This is a genomic window from Pseudomonas sp. GW821-FHT02H09 (genome assembly GCF_059421425.1).
Window position 1 is genome coordinate 41752 of the sequence record NZ_JBWKVA010000016.1, and the last position, 22918, is coordinate 64669.

The 22918-nt window shown below is 56.9% G+C and carries 20 protein-coding genes and 1 pseudogene; 10 read left to right on the forward strand and 11 right to left on the reverse strand.

Translation table 11 applies throughout. The features are described from left to right. The first annotated feature begins 21 nt into the window (after positions 1 to 21). Positions 22 to 945 carry a LysR substrate-binding domain-containing protein gene (locus AC07VR_RS20665; protein WP_495012386.1) on the forward strand — a complete coding sequence of 308 codons (924 nt, stop codon included), beginning with the start codon at positions 22 to 24 and terminating at the stop codon, positions 943 to 945. Positions 946 to 1194: 249 nt separating this feature from the next. Here AC07VR_RS20665 and AC07VR_RS20670 read toward each other — a convergent pair whose 3' ends face one another. Then, positions 1195 to 1488 carry a fructose-bisphosphate aldolase gene (locus tag AC07VR_RS20670; protein ID WP_495012387.1) on the reverse strand — a complete coding sequence of 98 codons (294 nt, stop codon included), beginning with the start codon at positions 1486 to 1488 and terminating at the stop codon, positions 1195 to 1197. A gap of 665 nt (positions 1489 to 2153) precedes the next feature. Between AC07VR_RS20670 and AC07VR_RS20675 the strand changes: the two genes are divergently transcribed. Beyond that, positions 2154 to 2576, forward strand: a complete 423-nt coding sequence (locus AC07VR_RS20675; RefSeq protein WP_494993055.1) for an HD domain-containing protein — start codon at positions 2154 to 2156, stop codon at positions 2574 to 2576. Positions 2577 to 2718: 142 nt separating this feature from the next. Here the strand turns inward: AC07VR_RS20675 and AC07VR_RS20680 are convergent, their stop codons facing one another. Both AC07VR_RS20680 and AC07VR_RS20685 read right to left on the reverse strand, forming a co-directional pair. Continuing rightward, positions 2719 to 3591: an undecaprenyl-diphosphate phosphatase gene (locus tag AC07VR_RS20680; protein ID WP_495012388.1), complete on the reverse strand. Its 873-nt coding sequence runs from the start codon at positions 3589 to 3591 to the stop codon at positions 2719 to 2721. A gap of 260 nt (positions 3592 to 3851) precedes the next feature. Then, entirely contained in the window at positions 3852 to 4211 is a 360-nt protein-coding gene (locus AC07VR_RS20685; protein WP_494993053.1) for a hypothetical protein, read from the reverse strand. 280 nt (positions 4212 to 4491) lie between these two features. On the opposite strand from AC07VR_RS20685, the gene AC07VR_RS20690 reads away from it, so the two are divergent. Then, positions 4492 to 5052 (forward strand): DUF4174 domain-containing protein, encoded by a 561-nt coding sequence (locus AC07VR_RS20690; protein ID WP_495012389.1) that lies wholly within the window; start codon positions 4492 to 4494, stop codon positions 5050 to 5052. A gap of 274 nt (positions 5053 to 5326) precedes the next feature. Then, positions 5327 to 7690, forward strand: a complete 2364-nt coding sequence (locus tag AC07VR_RS20695; protein ID WP_495012390.1) for a DNA polymerase II — start codon at positions 5327 to 5329, stop codon at positions 7688 to 7690. A gap of 24 nt (positions 7691 to 7714) precedes the next feature. On the opposite strand, the gene AC07VR_RS20700 is transcribed toward AC07VR_RS20695, so the two are convergent. The 3 genes from AC07VR_RS20700 to AC07VR_RS20710 form a co-directional block, all read right to left on the reverse strand. Next, on the reverse strand, positions 7715 to 8446 hold the full coding sequence (locus tag AC07VR_RS20700; protein WP_495012391.1) for a CPBP family glutamic-type intramembrane protease: 732 nt from the start codon (positions 8444 to 8446) through the stop codon (positions 7715 to 7717). 446 nt (positions 8447 to 8892) lie between these two features. Next, the gene (locus tag AC07VR_RS20705) at positions 8893 to 10416 is read right to left on the reverse strand and encodes a nucleobase:cation symporter-2 family protein (protein ID WP_494993048.1); all 1524 of its coding nucleotides are present in this window, start codon (positions 10414 to 10416) and stop codon (positions 8893 to 8895) included. Positions 10417 to 10678: 262 nt separating this feature from the next. Then, on the reverse strand, positions 10679 to 11668 hold the full coding sequence (locus tag AC07VR_RS20710; protein WP_494993047.1) for a LysR family transcriptional regulator: 990 nt from the start codon (positions 11666 to 11668) through the stop codon (positions 10679 to 10681). Between the two features lie 117 nt (positions 11669 to 11785). Here AC07VR_RS20710 and AC07VR_RS20715 point away from each other — a divergent pair, with 117 nt between their 5' ends. From AC07VR_RS20715 to AC07VR_RS20740, 6 genes and pseudogenes are all read left to right on the forward strand, one after another. Then, complete coding sequence (locus tag AC07VR_RS20715; protein ID WP_495012392.1) at positions 11786 to 12955, forward strand: M20 aminoacylase family protein; 1170 nt, start codon at positions 11786 to 11788, stop codon at positions 12953 to 12955. A gap of 88 nt (positions 12956 to 13043) precedes the next feature. Continuing rightward, the gene (locus tag AC07VR_RS20720) at positions 13044 to 13823 is read left to right on the forward strand and encodes an ABC transporter substrate-binding protein (RefSeq protein WP_495012461.1); all 780 of its coding nucleotides are present in this window, start codon (positions 13044 to 13046) and stop codon (positions 13821 to 13823) included. Between the two features lie 57 nt (positions 13824 to 13880). Beyond that, a pseudogene (locus AC07VR_RS20725) lies at positions 13881 to 14036 on the forward strand (histidine/lysine/arginine/ornithine ABC transporter ATP-binding protein); the annotation flags it as partial. Between the two features lie 306 nt (positions 14037 to 14342). After that, positions 14343 to 15110, forward strand: coding sequence for a sterol desaturase family protein (locus tag AC07VR_RS20730; RefSeq protein ID WP_495012393.1), 768 nt, complete (start codon positions 14343 to 14345; stop codon positions 15108 to 15110). A 341-nt stretch (positions 15111 to 15451) separates the two neighbouring features. Beyond that, positions 15452 to 15781 (forward strand): hypothetical protein, encoded by a 330-nt coding sequence (locus AC07VR_RS20735; protein WP_495012394.1) that lies wholly within the window; start codon positions 15452 to 15454, stop codon positions 15779 to 15781. Between the two features lie 336 nt (positions 15782 to 16117). After that, complete coding sequence (locus AC07VR_RS20740; RefSeq protein ID WP_495012395.1) at positions 16118 to 16390, forward strand: DUF2790 domain-containing protein; 273 nt, start codon at positions 16118 to 16120, stop codon at positions 16388 to 16390. A gap of 63 nt (positions 16391 to 16453) precedes the next feature. Here AC07VR_RS20740 and AC07VR_RS20745 read toward each other — a convergent pair whose 3' ends face one another. The 5 genes from AC07VR_RS20745 to AC07VR_RS20765 all read right to left on the reverse strand — a co-directional run bounded on the left by AC07VR_RS20745 (position 16454) and on the right by AC07VR_RS20765 (position 22735). Beyond that, positions 16454 to 17392 (reverse strand): LysR family transcriptional regulator, encoded by a 939-nt coding sequence (locus AC07VR_RS20745; RefSeq protein WP_495012396.1) that lies wholly within the window; start codon positions 17390 to 17392, stop codon positions 16454 to 16456. A gap of 126 nt (positions 17393 to 17518) precedes the next feature. Continuing rightward, entirely contained in the window at positions 17519 to 18469 is a 951-nt protein-coding gene (locus AC07VR_RS20750; protein ID WP_495012397.1) for an aldo/keto reductase, read from the reverse strand. Between the two features lie 144 nt (positions 18470 to 18613). After that, on the reverse strand, positions 18614 to 20080 hold the full coding sequence (locus AC07VR_RS20755) for an efflux transporter outer membrane subunit (protein ID WP_495012398.1): 1467 nt from the start codon (positions 20078 to 20080) through the stop codon (positions 18614 to 18616). A gap of 19 nt (positions 20081 to 20099) precedes the next feature. Further along, positions 20100 to 21599 carry a DHA2 family efflux MFS transporter permease subunit gene (locus AC07VR_RS20760; protein ID WP_495012399.1) on the reverse strand — a complete coding sequence of 500 codons (1500 nt, stop codon included), beginning with the start codon at positions 21597 to 21599 and terminating at the stop codon, positions 20100 to 20102. After that, on the reverse strand, positions 21599 to 22735 hold the full coding sequence (locus AC07VR_RS20765) for an HlyD family secretion protein (protein WP_495012400.1): 1137 nt from the start codon (positions 22733 to 22735) through the stop codon (positions 21599 to 21601). Before AC07VR_RS20765 ends, AC07VR_RS20760 begins: the two co-directional genes overlap by 1 nt. Between the last annotated feature and the right edge of the window lie 183 nt (positions 22736 to 22918).

Consider the following 22918-nt stretch of genomic DNA (forward strand, 5'->3'; position numbering starts at 1 on the left):
GAGGCTGAATGAGGAGCCAGCATGCAAACCAAATGGTTGGACGATCTTCTGGCGATTGCCGAATGGAAGAACTTTTCTCGAGCCGCAGAAGTACGCTGCGTCACTCAGTCCGCGCTGTCTCGCCGCATTCGCTCACTTGAAGAATGGGTGGGGGCCGAACTGGTCGATCGCGGCACTTATCCTGTTCAGCTGACTCAAGCGGGTCGTAGTTTTTGCGAAGAGGGTCGCGAGGCGCTGGCTGCCTTGCTTCAATTGCGATTGGCCCTTCGTGAGGGAGAAAGAATGCCTGGCCGCTCCATTCAGGTTACCGCCGGGCACAGTCTTTCCATGACATTTCTGCCTAAATGGCTTACCCAATTTCAAAAGCAGAATGAGCACTTCAATGCTCGCGTTGTGGCCGCGAATATCCACGATGCGGTCATAGCGCTAGAGGAAGGCAGCTGCGACTTGATGATCGTTTACCATCATCCCCTCGCTCCGATCCAGCTCGACCCAGAGAAGTTCGGCAGTTTGATCCTGGGGCATGATTCGTTTGTTCCACTTTGCGCACCTGACAAAAACGGCAAACCGATGCATCGGTTACCGGGGGCGGCAGGTAAGCCGGTGCCGTACCTCGCTTATACGGCGACGACTTTCCTGGGGCGCGTGGCCGATATCGTCATCAAGAATGCGTCTACCACTTGCGTTCTTGATCGTTGCTATGAGGCGGATATGGCGATGCTGCTGATGAGGATGGCTATAGAGGGATATGGCGTTGCCTGGTTGCCTCTGAGCGCCGTGACTGATGAGCTGGCGCGAGGGCAATTGGTGATGGCAGGCGCTGATGAGTGGAGGACTCGACTGGAGATACGCTCGTATTGTTCTATCGCCAATCAAAACCCCACGATGCGAGACCTTTGGAAGACGCTTGAAGCCGCATCGCGAGGCCTCCCAAAGCTTCAATAAGAGTGACGTACGACGTTGCTTCTTCTTTAAAAATGAGCCGCCCAATCATCTGATGAGAGTCACGCATAGGCCCATGCCAAATTCGCATCAGCCATTTTTTTTAGCGTGATAGAAAAACGTGTACGTTGCGCTGACCGGTTGAGCCCGCCACGGATTTTTAAGCGGAGATCTTTTGGGTGTCGAAAAAACGGAGGAGGAACAGGCAATAAAAAACCCGCGACAATGCGGGTTTTTTCGACTGAAATGCGGTCACTGACCCTTGGGCGTATCGAAACCACGCTGTTCAATCACCCCAAACACATCAGCCACATCCTGAACCATGACCCGCGCGATGTTGGTGACAGTGTTGATGTCGGTCTCGGCGTAGTCGGGCAGGTTGGTGCAGGCCATCAGGTTCAGGTATTTGAGGACGGCGCTGAGGCGTTCGCTGACGCAGGCGTGAAGGTCGCGTAGCGGGGCGTCGCTGTCGATGTGCAGGATGGGGTGGTCGGTGGCGAAATGGGAGCAGGGGGTGAAGCGGTGGGGCGGGTGATTCATTGTCATAAGGATAGATTCTTTTTTATGGGAAAGAACTGCCACCTTTTTGCTGCGAAACAAAATGGGTGGCAACTGTGCGCGGGTTCGCAGACCAGGAAGAATCAAACCCGGCAGACCCGAAGGTCTCCCACGCACAGCCGCCATAAAGTGAAACGCAGGCGTAGCTCGCCTGGGTGTCTTATGACGGTGCAGGATGATTCTATTCTGTAGGGCTGCGAAACCCTGTCGCCGACCAGTGTCAGCGACGGGGCGAACTATAAGCGGCGACTTTGGCGACTGCAACCGGGGTGTAGGACGGTTGCGTGGTCATTGTGGCGGGGGGGGCAAGCCCTCATGCCGGTCAGTTAAGTGAATGCAGCCTTTGTAGGAGCGAGCTTGCTCCGGGCGGCGTTCCGACGATGGACTCAAGGGCAACGCGTTTATTCAGAAAACACTCGTTATCGTTAACGTCCATCGCGAGCAAGCTCGCTCCTACAGAGACCTCATTTCCTTAACTGACCGGCATGAGGGCTTGCTCCCTCGCCATAATGGGGGGATTCCTACGGGTTTTGCAGACGTCAGGATCAAGTGGTCGCAACCTTCTATCGTTCAGTGGAAGTCCGTCGCGGGTTGGCTCAAGCTCAACATCAACGTGAGCAACCACTACGGCCTGCAAGCCAAGGACAACCGAGATGACTCAAACACTGGAACGTGCCATCGCCATCGCTGCTGCCGCTCACGAAGGGCAGGTCGACAAGGGCGGTTCGCCGTACATACTGCACCCGCTGAAAGTGATGCTGAAGGTCAGCACCCTGGAAGAACGGATCGTGGCGGTTCTGCATGACGTGGTCGAGGACTCCGGCATCAGCCTCGATGATCTGCGTAAAGAAGGTTTCAGCGAAACGGTACTGGCGGCCATTGAGTCTGTCACCAGGGTGCCTGGAGAGTCCTACGAGCTGTTCGTCGAACGAGCGGCGCAGAACCCGATAGGCCGGGTGGTCAAACTGGCTGACCTTGAAGAGAACAGCGACTTGTCCCGAATTGCCCAGCCGTCCTGGGAAGACCTGGAGCGAATTGAAAAGTATCGGCGGGCGATTGGCCTGCTGCGCTCCTAATAAGCCAAAAGCCCGGCACTGGGCCGTAATGTTGTTCAGTTAAGGAAGTTGTAGGAGCAAGCTCGCTCCTACAGTGGACCACATTCGCTTAACTGAACGGCATTAGGCACTGGGCCGGGCTCTATTAGCGTTTGAACGTTGTTTAGCTCAAAAGCCCGGTACTGACCGCGACAATCAGGAAAATACCCAGTGCCGCCCGGTAGATAACGAAGGGCCAGGTGGAAAACCTTTCCAGGAACTTCATCAGGCCCCAGATGGCGCAAAATGCCGACACACTGGCGATCACCAGCCCGAAAATCAGGTGCGACCATGCTTCGGCCGGGATGTGTGCATGAAACAGCACCCACAGCTCTTTCAGGCCGGCCAACGCGATAGCGGGCAGCCCGAGCAGGAATGAGAAGCGCGCGGCTTCTTCGCGTTTGAAGTTAAGAAAGAGCGCTGCGGTGAGGGTTGAGCCGGAGCGGGAAACACCGGGTATCAGCGCACCAACCTGGGCAATGCCGACGATCAACGCATCGCGCAGGCGCATCTCGCCCACTGTGCGGCGATGGCGGCAACTGAGTTCGGCCGCAGCCAGCAGAACGGCCATCACCACGCATGAGATACCAATCACCATCAGGCCTCTTAATGGTGAGTCGCACGCATTGAGTATCGAGGACAAGGCCAGGCCTGCGATGCCGATCGGGATGGTCGCAAGCACAATGGCAACGGCCAGCTTGAACGACTGGTTGTTGAAGTCACGTTGTCGCACGGCGCCGATGCTTCCAGTGACGACTTCCCGTACGTCACGCCAGAAATAGCTGACTACCGCGGCCAATGCGGCCAACTGCATGGCGGCGGAAAACGCCGAGCCGGGATCGCGCCAGCCGAGAAGGGCCGGTACGATTCGCATGTGCGCAGTGGATGAAATGGGTAGTAACTCGGTGATGCCTTGAATGATGCCCAGGATGCCAATTTGCATGTAATCCAGAGAAGCAAAGCCAATATCAAGGCCGCTGGAGCAGACGTTTGTCAAAATTTTATTCCTAGAGAATAAGGCTTATCCACTACCCTCGAAAACACCAAGCGAGGCTCGGAAAAACCAGGTAGTGGACAAATGTTCCTGAACTGAACCGCTATATGAGGCGGTCGTGTGTGGTGACTGCGGGCTGAATGATGGCCCTATTTCTGATGATTTTCTACCTGCTGTCGAGATCATTATTGTTCGCCTGGAGCACCAGCGAAACCCATCTGTATACGGCGCCGATCACCTGGTGGTCAGGCTGCGCCTCGCGACTACGGCGGGTTCAGGATGCACGTCGGATCGATAACCTCGGTATCAACGTACACCCCCACGACCGGATTGTAGGAGCGGATGAATACGCGGGGTTTGGCGTCAACGACCGTGGGCCACCTGGAGTTGTGGAAGTCATGCCGATCGGTGATCAACACAAAACTCTGGGGTGAAGTCGATAGATAAGGCTGGGGGGGTGTCGAGTGAAACTCCTCCGGCTCGGGATTGGCGTAACGCTGGCCTTGCCCATAGTCGACAGCGAAATCGCCACCCAGCATCAGGTTGCCGGCACGGGATTGGACGCTAGCGGGGACTATCGTGCAGCAGACGAGGATCAGCAGCATCTTGTTGAGGTTTCGCATGGCAGCACCTGCGAATCGAATCCCCCGTGTGCCCCCAAGACTTTTAATTATAGCACTACCGAACTTCGGCTCGGTGAAGGCTACCCGGTACCCGGCATCCTTCGCCTCGAAGGGCATTTCACAGAGCCTCCAGGTAAAAGAACTTCAGTGATGACGAATGGTTGCGCGATGAGCACTCTGACCTAAGCTTCAGAGCAACACAACGGATGCGGCCCTGAGCTTGAACTCTCACGGATGAAACTTTCAATGAACGATGCATGGACATGAAAAGGTGGTACACATGCTCATTCGGTCACTGACCCTCGTCACCTTGCTTGCTGTGATCAACCCCTTGTTGGCCGCCGACAGCGATGCCCCTCTGGCTCAGGATCAGGGAAAACTACGCCCGCTGATCATCATCGCTCCCAGCGCCATGGATCCGACGCTGGTCAATCTGAAGAAGGCCCTGGAGGAGCCGGCCAACCACGCAGCGTTCGCCGAACGCAACATGGTGCTCTACACCGTGGTCAATACCATTGGCCAGCGCAACGGCAAAGACCTGGACGCGCAGACCACCATGGCGCTGATTCGCGAACTCAAACTGGGTGCCGGCGGCCAGGCCAAAGTCATCCTGGTGGGCAAGGACGGCGAGAAGAAACTCGAACACTCCGGCCCCATCGAAGCCAAGGAAATCTTCAGCACCATCGACCAGCTCCCCCAACAGGAAAAAGAGACTGTAGCGCCACCTCCACCAGAGCCCGAGGCCACGCCGGGCCCTGCGGGCAAAGCAGGCAAAAAAGGCAAAAAAGGCAAAGGAGGCGAAACCAGGCCGGAGATGCCACCCAAACCGCTGGAAGACTGACAAGGGATATTGGGCCGTTGGAGTCGTGCCGGTATTGCAAGCAATGGGCACGACTCGTTTTCAAATCCACACCGACGACACCTTTGGCATAGACCCGGGCACTGCACCGCACTCATTTTTTTGGCGAATGTCATCGCCCAATTCTTCGGCAAACAGTCAGTGCATCGCCGTATCAGGGTTTTCGGACGATGCCGAGCACGTTTTGGGTGCGCGCCATTCAAGGCGATGGCGCGTAGAATCGCGCAGTGAAAGGCAGGTTCTTGAGGTTGCAGTGGTGGATTTACAGCAGGGTTTTGTCCTGACCCGGCATTGGCGCGATACGCCCGCGGGTACGCAAGTCGAGTTTTGGCTGGCGACCGACGACGGTCCCCGGTATATCCGTCTGCCTTACCAGCCCTCGGTGGCCTTCATTCCTGCGCAGCAACGCGAGCAGGCCGAGTTGCTGCTGCGCGGCGAACGCGATGTCGAACTTCGTCCGTTGGGTCTGTGCGACTTCCAGAGTCGTCCCGTGCTCGGTCTGTATTGCCAGCAGCACCGTCAGTTAATGCACCTCGACAAGCTGCTGCGCACCGCCGGTGTCGACGTCTTCGAAGCCGATATCCGCCCGCCGGAACGCTACCTGATGGAACGCTTCATTACCGCGCCGGTATGGTTCGACGGCAGGCCGGATGGCAGCGGTATGCTGCTCGAGGCGCAGATGAAGCCCGCGCCGGACTATCGCCCGCCACTCAAGCTGGTCTCTCTGGATATCGAAACCACCGCCCAGGGCGAGTTGTACTCCATTGCGCTTGAAGGCTGTGGCGAGCGTCAGGTGTACATGCTTGGGCCCGCAAACGGCGACGGCAGCACGCTCGATTTTCAGCTCGAGTATTGTGATTCCCGGACGCTGCTGCTCAAAAAACTGAACGAGTGGTTCGCCCTCCATGACCCCGACGCCATCATTGGCTGGAACCTCGTGCAGTTCGACCTGCGGGTGTTGCACGAGCATGCTCGACGCCTGGCCGTACCGTTGCGCCTCGGGCGCGGTGGCGAGGAGATGCAGTGGCGCGAGCACGGCACGAGCAAGAATCACTTTTTCGCCACCGCTGCCGGACGTCTGATCATCGACGGCATCGAGGCGCTGCGCTCGGCAACCTGGAGTTTCCCCTCATTCAGTCTCGAAAACGTCGCGCAGACATTGCTCGGCGAAGGCAAGTCCATCGATAACCCGTACCAGCGCATGGACGAAATCGACCGCATGTTCGCCGAGGACAAACCCGCGCTGGCGCGTTACAACCTCAAGGACTGCGAACTGGTGACGCGGATCTTCGCGAAGACCGAGCTGCTGACGTTCCTGCTCGAACGCGCCACGGTGACAGGTCAGCCCGCCGACCGCAGCGGTGGCTCGGTCGCGGCCTTTTCGCACCTCTACATACCGCAGATGCATCGCCAGGGTTTTGTCGCGCCGAACCTCGGGGAACGGCCGCCAGAGGCAAGCCCGGGGGGCTTCGTGATGGACTCGCGGCCCGGGCTTTACGAGTCCGTGCTGGTGCTCGACTACAAGAGCCTGTACCCCTCGATCATCCGCACGTTCCTGATCGATCCGGTGGGTTTGGTGGAGGGCATGCGACATCCCGAGGACAGTGAATCAGTACCGGGTTTTCGCGGTGCGCGCTTCTCGCGGACCCGGCATTGTCTGCCCGCCATCGTCGAACGTGTCTCGCAAGGTCGCGAAGTGGCCAAGCGTGAGCACAACGGGCCGCTCTCACAGGCGCTGAAGATCATCATGAACGCGTTCTATGGCGTGCTGGGTTCCAGCGGCTGCCGCTTCTTCGATCCACGCCTGGCATCCTCGATCACCCTGCGCGGCCACGAGATCATGCGCAAGACCCGCGAGCTGATCGAAGCAGAAGGTTATGCGGTGATTTACGGTGACACCGACTCCACTTTCGTCTGGCTCGGGCGCACGCATTCAGAGGACGATGCGACGCGTATCGGACGGGCGCTGGTGCAGCACGTCAACCAGTGGTGGCGCGACCATCTGCTCAAAGCGTTCGGCCTGGAAAGCGCGCTTGAGTTGCAGTTCGAGACGCATTTCAGCCGTTTTTTGATGCCGACTATTCGCGGTGCCGAGGAGGGCAGCAAGAAGCGCTACGCCGGGCTGGTCACGCGCGCCGACGGTAGTCGCGAGATGGTCTACAAGGGGCTGGAAACGGTGCGCAGCGACTGGTCGCCACTGGCCCAACAGTTCCAGCAGGAACTCTACCTGCGTATCTTCAATCGGCAACCGCATCAGGATTACGTGCGCGACTATGTGCGCCGCACATTGGCCGGTGAGCTCGACAATCTACTGATCTACCGCAAACGCCTGCGCCGGACACTGGATGACTACCAACGCAACGTGCCGCCGCATGTGCGCGCGGCGCGTATCGCCGATGAATACAACGATAGCCAGGGCCGGCCGCGTCAGTACCAGAACGGTGGCTGGATCAGCTATGTCATCACCACCGCAGGTCCCGAGCCGCTGGAAACCCGGCATGCGCCAATCGACTACGACCACTACGTCACGCGCCAGCTACAACCGGTTGCGGACGCCATCCTGCCGTTCGTGCACGACGACTTCAGCACATTGATCGGCGGCCAGCTCGGCTTGTTCTGAGCCGGGCACATGTTGTGCGTAGGTTTACATGGGCACGGCGATGAGCACTATCGCGGTGCCGTGTGCGGCCGTGGCAGCGATCACGCCGTAGCGCATGCGGACCAAGGCGCAAGCCAGTCCTTCGAACAGTGTGAACGCCAGGATTGGCCATCCGATCCGGGTGACGGTCAACGCCAGGAACGAATGGCAGGCGGCAAAGGCGACAGCGCTGATCAGGGCGGCGCGAAGCGCGGTTGTGTGGTGTTCAAGATGACCTTGCAGGAACCCGCGAAACAGCAACTCTTCCAGTGCATTTCCTCCATAGGCAAGTACCACCATTGCTGCCAGCCAGGACCAGTAGCTGACTGTTTCACCAGCATCGATGCCCTGATAGAGCCGCAGCGGAATGCCGATTGCACATCCGGCAGCGACACCTAGCGCTAGCCCGACGGCCGGATTGCCCTTTGTCCAGACGACGAGTTTCCACAGCTGCGGGGCGATCCATGCCAGCGCGGCGATGATCGCCACTGACAGAATGCCTAACGAGGCCACGACAAACGGATTCGAAGTAAAGCCGATCTGCACGTCGTCGCTCAGGGACCATAAACCCAGCGGGGTCATCACATCGCGCATCAGCACAAACGTGAGCAGCAGGATCATGATGCGCAAGCCAGGCTGCGTTTTGGGCGTCAGCCAGAACCAAAGGGAACACAGGCTCAGGCCAGGCAGCAGATAAACACCGTAGTCGATGAGATGGGAAAGTCCTTCTGTGAGCATTGGCTACCTGCCGGTGTTCTGGTTTTCATAAAAAGATCCGGGAGGCGTCAGCACACTGCCTTTGTGTCATTCCCATATCCTGCGCGTGCCGATTCGAACGCTCGTCGACAGCCGCGGCGATAATAAGCGGATTCTGGTTGAGTGTGTAATGACTCAGAATATCGGCGGGAAGAACCCGGCCTTTGAAACGACGGCAAGAACCGATTGCGCCGTCTCGACCGAGGAGTAATCCCGGTTAGTCAAGCGAACGCCGCCCTCTGTAGGAGCGCAGCTTGCTCGCGATGGACTCAAGGGCGGCGCGTTTATTCAGAAAACACGCGTTATCGTTAACGTCCATCGCGAGCAAGCTGCGCTCCTACAGAGGGCAGCGTTGGGCTTGCCCCCGTTGCTCGCCACAGGTCCTGCGCCTGACGCTCAGTCTGGCGTTGACGCTGCTGACACGAGTGTTATGCGGTCGGACTCGTCGCTTTCGCATCGCTCGACTGATGAGAGGGGTGTGCCTCCACTGCGTCGCTCACCAGCGCAATCTCCTTGCCTTCGGCGTCGAAGAGTTTGCCGCCGCTGAAATAATCGCCTTCACGCAGCGCCGCGATATCCTGAAAGTGCAGGCTACGCTCGGTGCCGGCGACGAACACCGACTGTTGATCCGAGTTGCCTGTGGTGAAGTGATTGAATGTCAGGTTCAGGACAATCGCCATGATTGCCGAAGAACTGATGCCGGAGTGGAAGATCGTGGCGAACCAGCTTGGGAAGTGGTCGTAGAAGTTCGGTGCCGCGATGGGAATCATGCCAAAACCAATCGAGGTAGCGACAATGATCAGGTTCATGTTGTTGCGGTAATCGACCTTCGACAGCGTGCGGATGCCGCTGGCAGCGACGGTGCCAAACAGCACGATACCGGCACCACCCAGCACGGACGTCGGTACGGCGGCAATCACCCGACCCATCACCGGCAGCAGCCCGAGAATCACCAGAAACAGCCCGCCGGTGGCCACCACATAGCGGCTCTTGACCCCCGTGACGGCGACCAGGCCAACGTTCTGCGCGAAAGCACTCTGGGTGAAGGAGCCGAAGATCGGCGCGATCATGCTCGACAGCATGTCGGCGCGCAGGCCGTTGCCCAGACGCCTGGAGTCGACCTTGGTATTGATGATTTCACCGACCGCAAGGATATCTGCGGAAGTTTCGACCAACGTCACCATAATCACGATGCACATCGAAATGATTGCGGCCACGTGAAAGGTCGGTACACCGAAATGCAGGGGGGTAGGGAAGCCCAGCATCGGCCCTTCGCTGACCATCGAGAAGTCAGCCATGCCCAGGAAAACGGCAATGACAGTGCCGATGACCATTGCCAGCAGAATCGACAATCGCGAAATCGTCGCACTGCCAATCTTGCTTAGCAATAACACCAGCACCAGGGTTATCGCGGCCAGACCGATGTTCGACATGCTGCCGAAGTTCTCTGCATGGCTGTTGCCACCCATCGCCCAGCGTGCCGCAACGGGCATCAGTGTCAGGCCGATCGTGGTAATCACAATCCCCGTCACCAGGGGCGGAAAGAACCGGGTGATCCTGGAGAAAACCGGCGTGATCAACAACCCGATCAACGACGCTGCGATGACCGCCCCCAATATCGACTGAAAACCCCCGCTGCCGTCGCTGCTGACAATCGCCACCATGGTGGCGACACCGGAGAAGGACACCCCCTGCACCAACGGCAACTGGCAACCGAAAAATGGCAAGCCGAGGGTTTGCAGCAATGTCGCCAGACCACCCGCGAACAGTGACGCGGCGATCAACAGACCAATGTCGGCAGGGGACAGCCCGGCCGCTTGCCCGACGATCAGCGGTACCGCGACGATGCCGCCATACATGGTCAGCACATGTTGAAGGCCATAAGCCATATTCGCGCCGATCCCGAGATTTTCATCCTCAGGCCGTTGTTGTGAAACAAGAGGCGTTTTCATGGTGAAGGGTTCTCTGTTTTTATTGTTGGCGACACTGTATTCAATAAAACAAAGAGTTGTCCATGAAATTGTATACAAGTTTTTACTTGAAACTCGTCAAAGGTTGCTTCGGCCATGAGCCGACGGTCTGCACCCCGACATGACGCCAAGTGTCGTCAGCGCCATGCCCAAGGTGTGGATCTTCCGGTTACTTGCGCGCCTCGAGGATCAGGTTGAACGGCGTTTGTGCAGCGCGGCGCAAATGTGTGAACCCAGAGTCGTCTCAAACCAGCAGACGCAATGTTTCAAAGAGTTGTCGATCTTCTTTTTTGGCTGAGCGGGCGTGACGCCGAATGACCTCCAGCAGGCAATCGGTAAAACAGTTCGCCGCATTGCTGAGCGCGCCATTGCGGCGTGTGACGATGCTCAGTTGCCTGGGTTCGAACTGCTCGATCAGGGACAAGGGAACCACTCGACCCAGAAAAGGCGGGGCGATACTCAAAATGGATGGCCCCCAGGTGCACATGTCGGCGCGCTCGACCATCATCTGCAATATCGCCAGTGAATGGGCTTGAACGATTCGTTCCTCGTTGATCTGCGCGCCATGCTTCCAGAACAGCTCGCGCATGAGCGCATCGTGTCCATCCGGCGCGTAGTTCAGTGTCCAGTTCTGGTCGAGCAGATCAAGGATGGTTCGAGCCCCCTGTCGTGCATGGCCCTGGCGGACCAGAACCGAGGTCTGGTAATCGAGCAATGTTTCGCAGGCAAACTCTTGGGTCGCTTGCGAAGGATGAAGCTGGCCAATCGCAAAATCCATGCTGCCATCGCGCAGAAGAGGCTGGGCGACCGCCATCAGGCTCTCGAACAGTTCCAGTTTGACTTCCGGCATTCGCTCTCGAAATGCCAGGACCACTTCGGGCAGGAAGGTCAACGCGATCCATGGCGTTATCCCGACGCAGAGTCGCCCCTTGGCTTTTCCACGCAAGTGATCGAGTTCTGTTTGGGCATGTTCCAGTTGCTTGAGCACCAGTCTGGCGTGAGTCAGCAACACCTTGCCATATTCAGTGAAGCTCAGGCCGCTGGGGGTTCTCACGAACAGCGGCAGCTGTTGAGACGTCTCCAGTTCGCGCAGCGCTTTGGTCACGGCAGCCTGAGAAATGTCGAGCGAACGGGCGGCGGCCCGGATGCTGCCCGTTTCGGCGCAGGCAATCAGCGCTTTTAATTGATGCAGTTTCATCAGCTTACCTTGATGACAACAATTGGTTGTCATCATAACCAAATTGAGCCTCCCCGGCACCGCGTCGGGTCCCTAAGATCAGCCCCAAGCAGCGCCTCGAAGATTCGCCTCATGGATCCGGGTGCCTGATGGATCTTATTGAGGAGCAGCGCCATGAATGTCGGCCACGTACTACCAGCCATTGCCGAGATGCAGGATGAGATGATCGCGCTGCGTCACAGTATCCATGCTCACCCCGAGCTTGGGTTTGAGGAATTCATCACCAGTGAACTCGTTGCGCAGCGGCTGACCGAGTGGGGGTTTGAGGTCAGTAAAGGGGTGGGCAAGACCGGCGTGGTCGCTACCCTGAAAAATGGCGAGGGGCGCTCGCTTGGATTGCGCGCAGATATGGATGCGCTGCCGATACAGGAAGCCACCGGGTTGCCCTACGCCAGTCATATTGACGGCGTCATGCATGCCTGCGGCCACGATGGCCATACGGCAACCTTGCTTGCGGCGGGCAAATACCTTGCTCAATCGCGCGCCTTCAAAGGCACTCTTCATCTTGTTTTTCAACCCGCTGAAGAAGGCCTGGGCGGCGCCAGGAAAATGCTTGAGGATGGCCTGCTCGAACGATTCCCCTGCGACGCCATTTTCGCGATGCACAATATCCCGGGTTATCCGGCAGGGCATTTTGGATTCTACAGCGGACCGTTCATGGCCTCGGCCGACACCGTGACGATCAAGATCATCGGCACCGGTGGCCATGGTGCGGTGCCACATAAAGCGATCGATCCAGTCGTCGTCTGCTCGTCGATCGTGATTGCGCTGCAAAGTATTGTGTCGCGCAACGTCAACCCTCAAGAAACGGCAATCATCACGGTGGGTTCCATACACGCCGGGACCGTCTCGAATGTCATTCCCGCTTCTGCCGAAATGATCTTGAGCGTGCGCGCGTTGACCCCCGAAATTCGCCAACTGCTCGAACTCAGAATTACCGAGCTGGTACAGGGGCAGGCGGCGAGTTTTGGTGCCCATGCCCATATCGACTATAAGCACTGCCATCCGGTATTGATCAATCATCCCGAGGAAACCGCGTTAGCCCGTGAGGTCGCCCGAGAGTGGTTGGGAGAAGAGCAACTGATCAACGACCTGCGGCCGTTCACCGCAAGTGAGGACTTTGCCTTTTTCCTGGAAAAGTGCCCCGGGAGCTACCTGGTGATCGGCAATGGCCAAGGGGAGGGCGGTTGTCTGCTGCACAACCCCGGTTACGACTTCAATGATGCCTGCCTGCCGATTGGTGCGAGTTATTGGGTCAAATTGGCTGAACGTTTTCTGAGTTGAAGCAACACCCTTCGAGCGTCAGCGTCTGTACAAAAGTCGTCAGCAACCGGGCTCTGCGGGCCTATAGAGGAAAACAATAATGAATAAAATGATTGCGGCTGTTTCACTGGTGTTCTTGACTGTCTCCAGCATGGCCGGGGCGGCCGATTGGACTGGTAAGGAATTGAGGCTGGGCGTCGATCCGACGTATCCACCGCTGGAGTACAAAACACCGGATGGCAAGTTGACCGGCTTCGGTATCGATATCGCCGAAGCGCTTTGCGAAGAGCTGCACGCCCACTGCGTCTGGGTGGAAAGCAGCTGGGACGGGATGATTCCAGCGCTGCTGGCCCGCAAGTTCGACGCCGTTGCATCGTCGATGACCATCACCCCAAAACGCATGGAGCAGATTGCGTTCACCGACAAGGTTTCCAACGCGCCGGCACGATTGGTCGTCAAACGGGGATCGGATCTGTTGCCAGCGGTCGAATCGCTGAAAGGAAAACGCATCGGTGTGGAGCAGGGGTCTACCCAGGAAGCGTATGCGAAAGCCGTTTGGGGCTCCACAGGGGTCGATATTCTCTCTTATCAAAATCAGGATCAGGTTTACGCCGACCTGGTGGTGGGGCGGCTCGATGCCTCTTTGCAAGGCTCTATTCAAGCCAGCTACGGGTTTCTGAATAAACCGGTGGGTAAGGACTACGAGTTTGCGGGCGCCACGCTCAGTGACCCGAAATTCTTTGGCGTCGGTGACGGCATCGGCGTACGCAAGAGTGATGTGGCGCTGCGCGAAGACTTGAACAAAGCCCTCGCGACCATTCTCGCCAACGGCACTTACGCCCGCATCAACAAGAAGTACTTCGACTTTGACATCTACGGCGCTCAATAAAACGCACCTTGTCTTTTAAGCAAAGCAGTGGCTTGGACAGCACTGCTTCAGCATCACCTTTGCGGTGGTCAGCAACAGCGCGTCGCCATTGCTCGAGCGTAGGCCATGGAGCCGCAAGTGATGCTGTTTGCTGAGCAAGGGCCGCCCGGCAGCGTGCTCGACCATCCCCAAAGTGAGCGTCTGAAGCAGTTTTTGGCTGGCAGCCTCAAGTAACAATAAACACGAAGGCGTGGGCAGATTTCAGCTGGCAACGCAGACTTCAAAGAAGCCCGTCAGCCAGCCACCCTCAAAAAGGCCGCCTGAGTCGCAAATCCGTGTCCGGACTATCTGAGGCGGTACAAAACTTGACAGTCGATTGCTGTACCTGCGCCATGTTTGTGGTCTGCTATCATAAAAAAGTTGCCGAGGCGGATGGTTGATGTGTTGACCAAGAACAAGACGCGGTCTGGTCGATAGTGCAAAAAAAGCACCATACGCCGCAATGTTCGTAAGACACTACTTTGGGAAGATCGGGTCGCAATGGACATTAAAGCCGCCTTGCTCGGTACCATCTCGCTGTTGACCATCGTCGTGATCGCCCTTCTCATCGAGCGCGTCAATCCAGCCCAGGTGCAACCATTAAAGTCGGCTGGCTTTAATCTGGTCTACACGCTGTTGAACACCTTGGCGCAGGCCGCAATTATTCCGCTCGTCTCCGTTGCCACGGTTGTCGCCGTCAATGCTGCAGGCGGTGGCTGGATCGATCTGCCGAACACTGGATGGGGGCTACTGTTAGGTTTTCTGCTTTATGCTTTCACGCTCGATTTCATGGAGTACCTGTTCCATCGTGCGCAGCATCGCTTTGCGCTGATGTGGGCCATGCATTCGTTCCACCACAGCGATACGGCGCTAAACGCAACGACAACCAACCGGCATCATTGGGCTGAACACGGAATCAAGTTGCTGACGATCTACATGCTGGCTGGGGTGATCTTCAAAGCAAATTCCGCCATCGTCGGCCTATACGCGGCCATCAGTTTCTACAACGTGTTCTCCCACATGAATATCCGAATTGGCTTCGGCCGCATGTCGTTCGTTCTGAACTCGCCGCAATATCATCGCATTCACCACTCGGCGCTGCCTGAGCACCACGACTGCAATTTCGCAGGGCTGTTTCCGATCTTCGACGTGCTGTTCGGCACCTACCGCCAGCCGCGCGCGGGGGAGTTCCCACCCACCGGCCTCGACGACAGGAAACAACCGTCCGGCCTGATCGATGCAATCATCTGGCCCGCCCGGTCGAAGTAGCACGGATCAGGTGCGGGCGAACACGAAGGCGCGTGGACGGTTCGCGATCCAGCTGATGCATGTTGACCTCGCAAAGAAAAATCCGCCGAAGCGGGTAATGCCAGTCAGTTAAGGAATTTCAGGTTCAGCACTGTCCCCCGTAGCAGCTGCCGAAGGCTGCGTCCGGCGGCGAAGCCGTCGCAAATCCTGCTTCCACGATTTGTCTGGAGTACCGCAGTGACTGTTTTACGACTGCTACGCAGCCGGACGCAGGCTTCGCCAGCTGCTACGGTTCGCGTAATGTCTAAACTGACTGGCATTAGCCGAAGCGGGTTCATTAATTTATGGATTTGTAAAATCTTATGCGTATCCAAGCGCTCTCAAAAAGCTCACCTCGTTCGAGCTGGCTACCGGCCGGCACGCTTCTGCTCGTCGGTGCGGTGATTGCGTCAATAGCGGGTTTCGATATTGTCTTCAACGCCATCACTGGCGACATGCCGTGGATTCGCGTCGCGCTGTTTCTTGCACTCACTACCCTGGGGATTTTTTTTGCGCAGCGCACCGGCCTTCGACTGGCTTCCCATGATCTTGATCATCCTATTGCTGTCGCTTTTGGTATCGGGCTGCTCGTCGCAATATATATCGCAACCATGGACGTCGTAGTATTCAGGCACCTGCTACCGCTGCGCTAGTTGAACAGGCAGGCCGAGAACACGCGCCAGTATTGGGCTGCCTAAAACATCCATTTCAACGCTTTGTAACGCGTGCTGCCCTTTGCTCCGACCTGGCGGGTTTCCCCCTGGCTGACTCGTCAGTTTTTCCAGGCCCTCCATTCATGCGGAATCTGTCAACAGTGTTTGTCCAGTGGGCCGCTATATGGGGAAGGGATAAACACTTAGCATCGTCTCTACCCAGTGAGCAAATGGAGTAAGTATTAACCCGCTCGCGAGGTGAAAACCAGGAAGTTCAATGTGAGCTTTACGATCATCTCGGTCGCAAAGTAACCCTGAGACGATACGGTGAATATAATGAAATTTTCAAAAGTTGCGATTTTTCTTGCTCTTGGCTTTGTAGGAGTAAACGCATTTGCAGACGAGAGCCATTCAACTACCGCGGCCAGCAAGGCACCTGTTGAAATTTACACTTACGCAACAAAACTTGACATAAAAAAAGTCATTACACTTACAGATATTCCGGACCAGTGCGGGGCGGTCCCGGCGCAAATGACGTATGAAGACTCTCACGGTCAACAACATGTCCTTCAGTATCTAGTAATGGGAACTGGCTGTTCAAACGGTTGAATACTGTGCGGACGATGGAGGGTCGACACTCCATGCCTGCAGCACTAGCGAATTCAAAAGCTGTTATCGTTTTTTTGATGAGCCTACGATTTTTTCATCGGCTGCCAACAAGCCCGGAATGTAAACCTTAAGAAACTCTACCCATGTCCTTATTTTTGCATCCACGAACTTTCGTGATGGGTATATTGCAAATAAATTAAACTCTTCAAAATGATAGTCTGGCAGTACGCGCACTAACGTGCCCGCCCTGAGGCCGGCGACTGCAGAAGCAATAGGCTGAACACCGATACCCATCCCATTTGTTATAGCGACGGTCATGCCATCGGCGGTGTTGATGTGCAAGGGAGACAATGGGATGTTGACTGTCTCTACGCCTTCGGGCCCCTCAAATGCCCAGTTTTCAACCGGCATTATCGTATTAACAATTCTCAAACAATCATGTGAGCAAAGGGAGCCCGGAGAATCGGGGATCCCGCGTTTCTTCAGGTATGCTGGCGAGGCGCAGAGAATACTGTAAGTGATGCCGAGCCGCTGAGCTACAAACCCTGAATCGGGTAGATCCCGCGCCAAAACAATCGATATGTCATATCCTTCCTCCAGCAAGTCAGGTAGCCGATTAGTCAGTGTCAAATCAAACATTACCGAGGGATGAGTCTCTCTATACTTGGCAATGGCGTCGATTACATAATGATTACCAATGGCTCCCATAGCGTGAATCTTGAGCCTGCCAACCGGCATGACGTGAGCGGTACCCGCTTCCTCATCGGCTTCACGTACCTCGTCAAGAATTTTCTCGCATCGTTGCAAATAGCGCGCACCTGCTTCGGTCAACGCCAGGCGTCGGGTCGTGCGGTTGATCAGGCGTGTTTGAAGCCTGGCCTCCAGACTGGAGACAGCTTTGGAAACGTTGGTTGTGGTGGTGTCCAATACCTCAGCCGCCGCCGTAAAGCTGCCGCTCTGAGCGACAGCAATGAAACAACGCATGGTTTGGAGAATATCCATCGTTTCCACCTCAGGTGGGTCAGTAAAAAAATATCAGCATGCTCTCTGAGCATGTCTCGCATGAAGACTTATTCGCATTGGATAAAAAAGGGCGGCCCTGCAGCAGACCGCCCCTCTTGTCGAGCGTTACTTTTTCCGTGGAATAAATCCAGGCACACCGGTTTCCACTACCGAGTTAAACCGTACCCTGGTCGTAATATCTTCCTGAATTTCACGCATGGCTCTATGAGGCAGGGTAGAAATATCAAAGTTTTCCTTGATATGGCTCGGGTTTGCAGAAGTGGTCAGGAAAGCGACTCCGCGCTGTACAGACCAGGCCAATGCAACTTGAGCCGGGGTCTTCTGCAAGCGCCGAGCGATCCCTGTAATCACGGAATCTTCCAGTACGTTCGGTTCCATGCCATGTCCGAGTGGCGCAAAGGCAAGGACGATGATTCCATGCTGCTGACAAAATTCAAGGAGCTCCCACTCAGGCAGATAAGGATGGGATTCGACCTGCACGACGGCGGGCATTATCCGGGCCACTGCGACAATCTCTTGTAAAGCCTCCAACGTGATATCAGACAGGCCGATGGACTTGCACCGGCCTTCATCCATGAGGCGCTCAAGTGCTCTCCAGGTCTCTATCAACGTCACGCCTGAGTCGTAGATGACTTGACCCTGTTCGTCTCTTGGGTCCTGGTTCTCACCGGGTTGAAAGGCAAAGGGCGTGTGGATGAGATAGCAATCGATATAGTCAACTTGAAGTCGTCGGCAGCTTGCTTCAAAAGCCGGTAAAACCCGCTCGGGGCGATGGTTGGTGTTCCACAGTTTCGTGGTAATAAACACGTCCTCTCGCCGGACCTTACCCGCCCCCAGAACTTCCTGTATAGCAACGCCGACCATCTCCTCGTTTCGATAGCGTTCTGCACAATCGAAATGACGAAATCCTGTTTCCAGCGCGTGCTTGACTGCTTGGGTTGTAACGGTCAGATCCCGGAATAGCGTGCCAAATCCAACGGCCGGCATCTCACCCGATCCGTGTCTAAGAGGAAATCTTGTATCGCGAAGTGCATCGTGAAACGCTTCGTATGACATGTCTTTACTCCGATGTCTGGGGCCACAGCCGCAATGGCGGTAGTGGCCTCTCGTAAAACGCAGGTGGACAGATAAAAAACCAGTGAACGGCGCTAGACAGGTTTTGAAAAAACGCCGCCGTTATTGATAGGAGGTTTTGCGCTCTCAGCGACTGGCAACTCGTTGCTCAAAAACACCGACGCTATTACCGCCGAGCGCCACAAACAGCCGCACCGTGTCGAGATACTGCGCGGTCTTCACTTTGATTCGACCCAGTAACGCCTGCTCATAGGCACGTTCGGCCTCCAGCACCTGGAGAATGCTGTTCTCGCCTTGCGCGTAGGCTTGTTGGTTCAACCGAAAACTCGTTTCGGCCGCTCGTAACGCGTCCTCCTGCGCCTGGTTTTCCTCGGCGTCATGGTTTATTGCCTGCAGTGTGTCTGCGACCTGACCGAACGATGTAATGACGGTCTGTTGGTAGCCGGCAAGAGTCGCCTTGTAGCCGTCGACTGCAGCCTGACGTTCAGCTTTGAGTGTTCCACCATCGAAGATCGGACCCGCCAGCCCCGCAGCCAAGCCCCAGAGTGCGGCGCCGCCATTGCCTGAAGCGGCCTGGACAAGCGACGCGGACAGCGTTACATGGGGATAGAGGTTCGCTGTCGCGACGCCAACTGCAGCGCTGGCCATGTGCAGCTCAGCCTCTGCTTGCAGTACATCGGGCCGGTCGTGGGCCATTTCCGAGGGCAAGCTGACTGGCACGTTTGACGGCAAGGCAAACTCGGCAAGATTGAAGTCAGGCGCGATCCAGTCCCCAGGGCCCTTTCCCGTCAGAATCGACAGAGCGTGTCGGGCCGAATCACGTTGCTGGGCGAGGGGCGGCAACAGCGTGCGGTCCTGAGCGAGCCGCGTCTCGGCCAGCGAAACATCGATCTGCGTGGTGGTGCCATTGATGTGCGCCATGCGCACGAGTTCGAGGTTCTTTGTGTCATTGGCGAGCAGCTTCTCGACGGCTTCCATCTGCGCGTTTGCAGAGGCAACCAACAACGCCTGGCTCGCGACATCGCCAGTCAGGGTCAGGTACGCCGCTTCGTATCGATGCTTCTGCAGATCGGTAAACGCTTCCTGCTGCTCGACCCGCCGCTTGTTACCGCCGAACGCGTCAAGGTCAAAGCCGACCCGGGGCCCAATCGCATAGAAATTGGAGATGGAAGGCTCTTTCGCGTTGTGTACCCGTTGCCGGCCAGCCTGAGCGCCAAAATCGACCTGCGGATAAAGTGCACCTTCCGCCGCGGCGACGGAGGAGGCCGCTTGCCGGATCGTCGCGTCTGCAGCCACGAGCTCAAGATTGCCGTCGATTGCCCGACGTACAATCTTGTCCAGCTTCTGCGAATGAAAGGCAGACCACCAGTCACCGCTGACCTTTTTCCCAAGCTCAATGTGCTGTTCAGCGGGCTTGTTGCCGCTCTGGCCAAGACGCTGCTCGGCCTGTTGATCATAGTGCTGCGACAGGCTCTGCGCAGGCGTTTTATAGTCAGGGCCGACGGTACAGGCGGACAGCAACATAAGAGCTAACACCGCACCGACCTTCGTTTGGAACAGATGTCTGTTGATTACCAGCGCATTAGATTTCATTTGGTAGACTCCACGAAAACTAGTTGGTCGGAACGGGTTTGCGAAGAAAGATAACCAGCGGGCTCACCACCAGCATCGCCAACATCAAAATCTTGAACTGGTCGTTAATGGCGATAAAAGCCGCCTGGCCGGTAATCATTTCGTTGAGCCCCGCCAGCGCCGGCAAGTGCGTCGAGGCTGTCACGGAATGTGCAGCGGCGCGATAGGGCGTCAGATTGCTTGCAAGCGCCATGTGCATCGCTTGCGTATTGTTGAAGAAGAGCGTTTGCACGACCGCAACGCCGATGGTGCTTCCGTAAACACGGGCCAGGTTGAAAAAACCGGTACCTTCCGGGCGGAACTTGGGATCGAGCGTGCTGAACGCCACCTTGCTGATCGCCGGCATCAAGACACCGAGGCCGACACCCTGGAGTGCACCCGCCACCGCCACGGGCCACCAGTCCATCAACGGCGAATAGCCGACCATCAGCCAGTTGGCATAAGCCACCACCGCTACGCCCGCCGCAACGAAGAGTCGCGAGTCGACACGAGCGGGAACACGGCCCATCAGGATGAATGCACCTACGAGCCCCACACCTCGCGGTATCGTCATGCAGCCTGTGGTGACAGGCGGGTACCCGAGCAGTTCATCCAGCATCGGGGAAGTCAGTGCCATAGTCGGCAACAGCACGAAACCGAGTGCGAAAAAGATGACCGTCGACAGTACGAAGTTACGGTCTTTGAACAAACGCTTGTTGAGGAAATGCACCTTCGCGGTCAGCACATGTACAAGGAACAGGTAGAGCCCCAGCGCACATGCCAGCGCTTCGATCCAGATCTCGGGCGATGCAAACCAGTCCAGGCGCTCACCGCGGTCGAGCAGCATTTGCAGGCCGATCATGCCCAGCGTGAAGGTGCCGACGCCGAAGAAGTCAAAAGGCGGACTTTTCTCGGCCTTTTTCTCGGCAAGCAAAAACGCCACCACGAGGAAGATAAACGCCGACAGCGGAAGGCTGATGTAGAAGATCGAGCGCCATCCGTAATACTCGCTGACCCAACCACCGATACTCGGGGCGCTGGCGATGCCCAAGAGCACGATGGCCGTGAACACCGCGCCAAATTTCGCACGCCGCGCAGGTGGCAATGTCTCCATTGCGATCGCCATCGAGAGCGGTGCCAGCACGCCACTCGCGGCGCCTTGAATAATACGCGCGCCGACAAATTCCAGTGGGGTCGTTGCAACCGTAGCGAGCAGCAAGCCAAGGACGAAGATGGCTATCGCGGCTTGATACACAACCTTCAAGCCAAAGCGTGCGGTGAGCCACTGCGCAATCGGCATGGTGATGGCGCTCGCAGCGAGGTATGACGTGAATACCCAGCCAGCCTCGTCGTCGGTCATTGACAAGGTGCCCTGAATAAACCTGAGTGCCGCATTCGGCACAGGCAGGTTCGCAGACTGCATATAGGTCGCGAGCAGAACGGCGAACCGCAGCGTGCGCGCACCATCTCCCCCCGGGGTCCCGATAGCGTTGGCGTTCATCAGAAGTTACCTGCGGTTAACAGCGCTTTGAGCGGGTGCCACCAGGGCGTGCGATACCCGGTATCGACCTTGACCGTGGCGCTGATGCCAGAGAAAAGGGGCAGGGCAGGATCCACCTCATCGAGTTCCAGTCGAACCGGTACCCGCTGGACAACCTTGACCCAGTTTCCGGTCGCATTTTCGGCCGGCAGCAGTGCGAAGTCCGATCCGGCACCCGGGCTCATGCTGGTAACGTGGGCTTTGAATACGTGATCAGGATAAGTATCGATACTGATAGTTGCTTCCTGGCCTGGACGCATATGGGTCACCTCCGTTTCGCGGAAGTTGGCCTCAACCCAAATCTGGCGATCAGAGAGCAGAGCAAAGGCTGGCGCACCGCTGTTTACATAGTTGCCAACCTGTAAATCGTCGACCTTGGCGACGATGCCATCATCCGGCGCATACACCGTCGCATAAGAGAGGTAAAGCTGGGCCTCGTCGAGCTGAGCCTTGGCCTCACGAACCGTCGGGTGGCTATCGGCTTCGATGTCTGGATTGCCGTTCAGTGCAACGACGGTACTTGCGATCTGCTGTTCGATAGACGCTATTCGTTGCCGTGCAACTTTAAGGTCTGTGTCTGCGCGCTCGTAAATGGCGCGCGAGACGAACTCGGTAGCGACCAGCGCCTTCTTGCGGGCGAACTCCCTTTGGTCGAAATCGGCCGACTCTTTGGCCGATTGCAGTTCGGCCTGCTGCTGCCGGTAGCTGGCCTTGAGCCCATCGATGCGAAGCCGCGCGACGCTCAGCTGTGCTTGTGCACGGTTAACCGCGATCTGGAACGGCTCCTGGTTAATCCGAAACAGAACCTGGCCCTTGCGAACAGGCTGATTGTCCTCGACGGCGATTTCGACGACTTGTCCGGAAATGCGAGCGTTGATCGATGCCTTCGCCACCCGGGCGTAAGCGTTATCGGTCGAAACAAAGGGCTCACCCGCCACATAGTGTGCGTACCCAACCGCAGCGAAGAGGACAGGGAAACCCACCATAAGCAGTGGTCGTAATTTCTCTTTGAGCGGTTTCTTGATGAGCGTGTCAGTCGGGTTCGGCCCTGGGTGCTCAAAGGTCTGCGAAGCTGGGATGTCGAACTGTTTAGTCATGATCGAGTACACCTATAACCGGGAAGTCGTGCCTGCAGAAGTCGCCTGCGGCCCTGATGTCAATAATTGCTGTGAGAAAGCAAACCCGTGCGCGGTCAGGAGGATCGCCCCGCCGCACCTGTTTCGTCGCCGCAACACCCGGTTCGAGCTCCGCTACAACAAACCTGAAATTTAGGAACTTCT